6 protein-coding genes and 1 pseudogene are annotated in these 5,154 nt (G+C 66.8%); 4 read left to right on the forward strand and 3 right to left on the reverse strand.

The window, feature by feature from the left end; translation table 11 throughout:
- Positions 1–148: pseudogene (locus VTU_RS28010) on the forward strand (peroxiredoxin); the annotation flags it as partial.
- Between the two features lie 45 nt (positions 149–193).
- On the opposite strand, the gene VTU_RS0117805 reads toward VTU_RS28010, so the two are convergent.
- Complete coding sequence (locus tag VTU_RS0117805; protein WP_010106701.1) at positions 194–685, reverse strand: GNAT family N-acetyltransferase; 492 nt, start codon at positions 683–685, stop codon at positions 194–196.
- Between the two features lie 46 nt (positions 686–731).
- The gene (locus VTU_RS0117810) at positions 732–1,409 is read right to left on the reverse strand and encodes a cytochrome b/b6 domain-containing protein (protein ID WP_010106703.1); all 678 of its coding nucleotides are present in this window, start codon (positions 1,407–1,409) and stop codon (positions 732–734) included.
- A gap of 163 nt (positions 1,410–1,572) precedes the next feature.
- Here VTU_RS0117810 and VTU_RS0117815 point away from each other — a divergent pair, with 163 nt between their 5' ends.
- Together VTU_RS0117815 and VTU_RS0117820 are read left to right on the forward strand one after the other, a co-directional pair.
- On the forward strand, positions 1,573–2,028 hold the full coding sequence (locus VTU_RS0117815) for a c-type cytochrome (protein WP_010106704.1): 456 nt from the start codon (positions 1,573–1,575) through the stop codon (positions 2,026–2,028).
- 93 nt (positions 2,029–2,121) lie between these two features.
- The gene (locus VTU_RS0117820) at positions 2,122–3,018 is read left to right on the forward strand and encodes a DMT family transporter (protein ID WP_010106705.1); all 897 of its coding nucleotides are present in this window, start codon (positions 2,122–2,124) and stop codon (positions 3,016–3,018) included.
- 3 nt (positions 3,019–3,021) lie between these two features.
- Here VTU_RS0117820 and VTU_RS0117825 read toward each other — a convergent pair whose 3' ends face one another.
- Entirely contained in the window at positions 3,022–3,669 is a 648-nt protein-coding gene (locus tag VTU_RS0117825; RefSeq protein ID WP_010106706.1) for a DedA family protein, read from the reverse strand.
- A 130-nt stretch (positions 3,670–3,799) separates the two neighbouring features.
- Here VTU_RS0117825 and mutL point away from each other — a divergent pair.
- A partial coding sequence (gene mutL / locus VTU_RS0117830) for a DNA mismatch repair endonuclease MutL (RefSeq protein ID WP_029554530.1) occupies positions 3,800–5,154 on the forward strand: 1,355 nt, incomplete at its 3' end.

Consider the following 5,154-nt stretch of genomic DNA (forward strand, 5'->3'; position numbering starts at 1 on the left):
GGACCTCAGCGGCAAGGGCCTGGGCCTGCGCAGCAACCGCTATTCGATGCTGGTGCGCGACGGCAAGGTGCTGGAGCTCAACGTGGAAGCCGCTGGCAAGTTTGAGGTCAGCGACGCGGACACGCTGCTGGCCCAACTCAGGGGCTGACGGAATTCATTCCCTACCGGCAGGCGCAAGACGCCAGGAAAGACTTCAGGAAATATCGGCCCTGAGGTAATGCGCACCCGCAATCGGGTTGTGGTAGTAGGGCGGGATCTCTGCAAAGCCCAGGTCGGTGTACAGCGCGCGCGCCGACTCCATATCGTCCAGCGTGTCGATCAATACGCAGGCGTAGCCCGCCTGCCGGGCCCGGTCCAGCATGGCCTGCGCCAGTTCACGCCCCAGACCGAAGCCACGAAACGCCTTGCGCACGTACAGGCGTTTCATTTCGCTGGCGTTCGGGTAGTCGCAGTTGTCCAGCGGCCGCAGCGCGCAGCAGCCCGCGAGCGCGCCCTCCACTTCGGCCAGCAGCAACGCGCCGCGCGGCTCAATGTACTCGCCGGGCAAGTGCGCGAGTTCGCGCTCGAAATCCTGAAAGCCCAGGTCCACACCCAGGCTGTCGGCGTATTCCCGGAAAATGTCGCGCACCATTTCCATCTCGGCAGGCGAGCCGGGGGAGCGCAGGGTGATGCAGGGCTTGTCCAAAACGCAGGGGGTAGAAACGACGCAGGCGGCAGTGTAGCGAGTTCGGTCAAAACCCTGTTACCGCAAGGGATGACACCCACCACGAGAGCGCGCCACTGAGGGCCAGCAACAGCAGCGCCGCAAGCCGGCTGACGGCGTCGTCGCGCGCCGGCTGCGCGGGCGTGCCGAGCAACTTGTCTCCATCGAACATGGGTTTGACCAATTGTTGCCCGCGCACCCGCACGTAGAACACGATGGCCAGCACGTGCAGGGCCACCAGCCCGAGCAGCAGGTACTGGCCGATGTCCTTGTGGTAGCGCGTTGCCTGGTCGACCAGCGCGTTCGGGACGAAGCGCGTGAGGGAGCCCGAGAAGGCGATCTCGTCATCGCTGAACAAGCCGCTTGCGACCTGCGCCAGCAGCACCGCCAGCAAGGCAAAGACCGACAGGGCGCCCAGCGGACTGTGGCCGATTCCGTCCTCGGGGTGGGGTTTGCCGCGCAGGTAGCGCAGCAAGCGCGCCGGCGAATACAGGAAGGCCGTGAAGCGCGACCAGCGCCCGCCGACCAAGCCCCAGACGATGCGAAACACCAGCAGGGCCAGCACCGCATGCCCGATGCGCAGGTGCCATACCATGGCGTTGCCGCCCAGCTTGGCCGTGATGACCAGTGCCACGACGCCGGCAACCAGTGCCCAGTGAAAGATGCGGGTCGGAAGATCCCAGATGCGTACAGTGTGCTGCGCCATGGTGCTACAAGGGCGAATGTGCCCGCATTATGCAAGAGACGGGCCCGGAAAAATCGGCCCGCAGCGCAACCACCATCAAATCGCTACACTCCCCCGGCGCGCAAAAGTGTATAAAAAGCGTGCATTCCTGTCCTGTCCATCCCCCACGCAAAAGGAAGTCCCCATGAAAGCATCTATTGCTCTGACCCTGGCTGCCACGACCCTGGTCCTCAGCGCCCCGGCTTCTGCCCAGTTCGCCAAAACCGAGGACGCGATCAAATACCGCCAGGGCGCGCTCTTCGTGATGGGCCAGCATTTCGGTCGCATCGGGGCGATGGTCAACGGACGCATGCCCTTCGACGCCAAGGAGGCGCAAGACAGCGCCGACGTGGTGGCGTATATGGCCAAGCTTCCATGGGTCGCCTTCGGTCCGGGCACCAACAAGGGCGCCCCCACCAAGGCCCGGCCAGGCGTCTGGACCGAGCAGGCCAAGTTCAGGGAACACGCCGAAAAGCTCGGACCCGAAACCGTCAAACTCGCCGCCGCCGCGAAAACGGGTGATCTGGACACCCTCAAGGCCGCGTTTGGCGCCACGGCAGACAGTTGCAAGTCATGCCACGACAGCTTCCTCGCCAAGTAAGGGGGGGCCGCGCACGCCCCGGCGCCGAGCAACTGCTCGACCTGCACCACCGGGCGCACGCGGCCTGCTCGGTCAAGAGCTAGCAGGAAGGCCATGTGGCGCACCCCTTCGTCAAAGACTGCGCTTGCATCCGGCTTTGTCATCCTGTGCTGGGCTTATTCGCCGATCGGCATCCGCATCGGTTTGCAGAGCTATGAGCCAGGGCACCTCGCGCTCCTGCGCTTTCTCATTGCTTCGGTCTTCATGGGCCTGGTTGCCGGAGTGCAGCGCATCGCGCTGCCTCGAATCAGGGACCTGCCCTTGCTCGTGGCGCTTGGCTTCTTCGCCGTTGCCTTGCACCATGTGGCGCTGAACCACGGCCAGCGGAGCGTCAGCGCGGGGGCGGCGAGTGTGCTGGCCCAGTCCACCCCCCTCTTCAGTGCGCTCATCGCCCGCTGCTTTCTGAACGAAAAAATCACGCTGTGGCGCTGGGGCTGCGTCGCCTTGGGCTTGGTGGGTGCCGTGACCGTCATCGCCGGTGACCGGGTGTTCGGGGGGTTCCAAGCCCGGGGACTTCTGGTTTTGCTGGCGGCCTTCGCATGGAGCGTCTATTTCGTTCTCCAGAAGAGACATGCGGGACGCTACAGTGCCTTGACCATGGTCTGCTACACCGTCTGGTCGGGTACCGCGCTGCTTTGCATTTATCTGCCGGGGCTGGCCGGCGAGGTGGCCCGGGCCCCGATGCGTGTGAATGCGGCCGTCCTGCTGCTCGGTGTCTTTCCCAGCGCCCTCGCCTATCTGGCCTGGGCCTACGTTCTGTCGCGGATCGACGTCAGCCGGGCGTCGATGGCGCTGTACCTGGTCCCGCCGACGGCCATGCTCATGGCCTCGATGGTCCTGGGCGAGAAGACTTCGCCGATGGTGCTGCTCGGCGCTGCGATCGTCATTGCCAGTGTCGTGGCCCTGAACTTTGAGCGGCGCGGCGAACCGTTGCCGTCGCGCAAACCCTGAAGATCAGACCGCCTTGGCCCGCCGCCCGGAACGCCAGGCACCAAGGATCGCGATCAGGCCGGGGACGAGGAGGAGGACCCAGATGATCTTGTCCAGGTTCTCCCGGACCCAGGCAAGCCTGCCGAAAAAGTAGCCCGCAGTGCACAGGCCCAGCACCCAGAGCAGGGCACCGCAGACGTTGAACAGGCTGAAGCGGGCCCGACCCATCTGCGCCACACCGGCGACAAAAGGTGCAAAGGTGCGAACAAAGGGCATGAAGCGCGCAACGACGATGGTCACGCCGCCGTAGCGCGCGTAGAACCCGTGCGCCTGCTCGAACGCACGGCGGTTGAACCAGCGCGAATCCTCCCACCGGAACACCTTGGGCCCCAGGAAGCGGCCGATCGTGTAATTGCACTGATCGCCCAAAATGGCCGCGAGCAGCAGCACCGTGCAGGCCAGCGGAAAATGCAGCATGCCCGCGCCGCACAGCGCGCCGACGACGAAGAGCAACGAATCGCCCGGCAAGAAGGGCATGAGCAGCACACCGGTTTCCACAAAGACGATCAGGAACAGCAGCGCGTACACCCAGGCACCGTAGGTCTGCACAAAGGTTTCGAGGTAGCGGTCGACGTGCAGGATGAAGTCGAGCAGAAAAGCGGCAAGTTCCATGAACAGGCCGGCGCGCAGCCGGGCGTTGAAAGAGCAGCGCGCATTATCCCCATCGCCCGCTCGCCACCCTCCCCTGCACCGCCTGCACCCTAGAATCCGCGGGGTGAACGACGACACCCTCCCCTGCCTCGTGGCGGCGCAACCCGCCGCTTCCCCCACTACCGCCACTGCCCGCCGCCCCATCCGCGACCTGCCCGACGAGCTCATCAGCCAGATCGCCGCCGGCGAGGTGGTCGAGCGCCCGGCGTCGGTGATACGCGAACTGGTGGACAACGCGCTGGACGCGGGGGCCACGCAGATCAGCGTGCGCCTGTCGGCCGGCGGGGTGCGGCTGATCACGGTGGAAGACGATGGCAGCGGCATTCCGCAAGATGAGCTGCACGTGGCGCTGCGCCGCCACGCCACGAGCAAGATCACGAACCTGAACGAGCTCGAGACGGTGGCCACCATGGGCTTTCGCGGCGAGGCCCTGGCGGCCATTGCCGCGGTGTCGGACATGGCGCTGCTCTCGCGCCCGGCGGCGCAGGAGAATGCCTATGCACTCGACGCGCGCAGCGGCGTGCTGCGCCCTGTGGCCCGCAGTCCGGGAACCACGGTGGAGGTCAAGGAACTGTTCTTCTCCACCCCCGCGCGCCGCAAATTCCTCAAAACCGACGCGACCGAGTTGGCGCACTGCATCGAGTCGGTGCGCCGCCACGCGCTGGCGCGGCCCGACGTGGGCTTTGCCGTCTGGCACGAGGGCCGGCTCGTGGAGCAATGGCGCGCCACCTTCGTTCCCGGCCAGGGCGATTCCCGCGACGCGCTGGCGCGCCGCCTGTCCGACGTGCTGGGCGCAGATTTCGTGGCGCAGTCCGTGGCGCTGCAGCACCGCGCGGGCCCGGTCACCGTAACCGGTCGCGCCGGCCTGCCCGACACCGCGCGCGCACGCGCCGACCACCAGTACTGCTACGTGAACGGCCGCTTCGTGCGCGACAAGGTGCTCAGCCACGCGGCACGCAGCGCCTACGAGGACCTGCTGCACGGCCACAAGCAGCCCGTGTACGCGCTGTACGTGGAGATCGACCCGGCCCGCGTGGACGTGAACGTGCACCCCACCAAGATCGAGGTGCGCTTTCGGGACAGCCGCGAAGTGCACCAGGCCGTGCGCCACGCGCTGGAAAACGCGCTGGCCGTGCCGCGCGCCGCGGCACTGGGCGCGGCGGACACCCCGGCAGCAACGCAGCCAGGCGGCGCCGGGAATGTCCAGCCCCGGCGGCCCCCGGTGCAGCCGTGGCAATCGTGGCAAGCACAGACCGCCATTCCATTGGAAGAACGCGGCCACCTGGTGGCGGATATGCAGGCCCTGTGGGGGTCCGGGAAAGATCCCGTGCGCGCTGCGCCGCGCACCTTCGACCCGGCGCCACAGCCCGCACCGGACGCCGCCACGCCCCCCGGGATCCGGGCGACCGCTCCCCCGCCCCCGGCGATCGACCCGGCAGAGCATGC

Origin of the sequence: Verminephrobacter aporrectodeae subsp. tuberculatae At4 (genome assembly GCF_000193225.1) — a bacterium.
Lineage (GTDB): Bacteria > Pseudomonadota > Gammaproteobacteria > Burkholderiales > Burkholderiaceae_C > Acidovorax > Acidovorax aporrectodeae.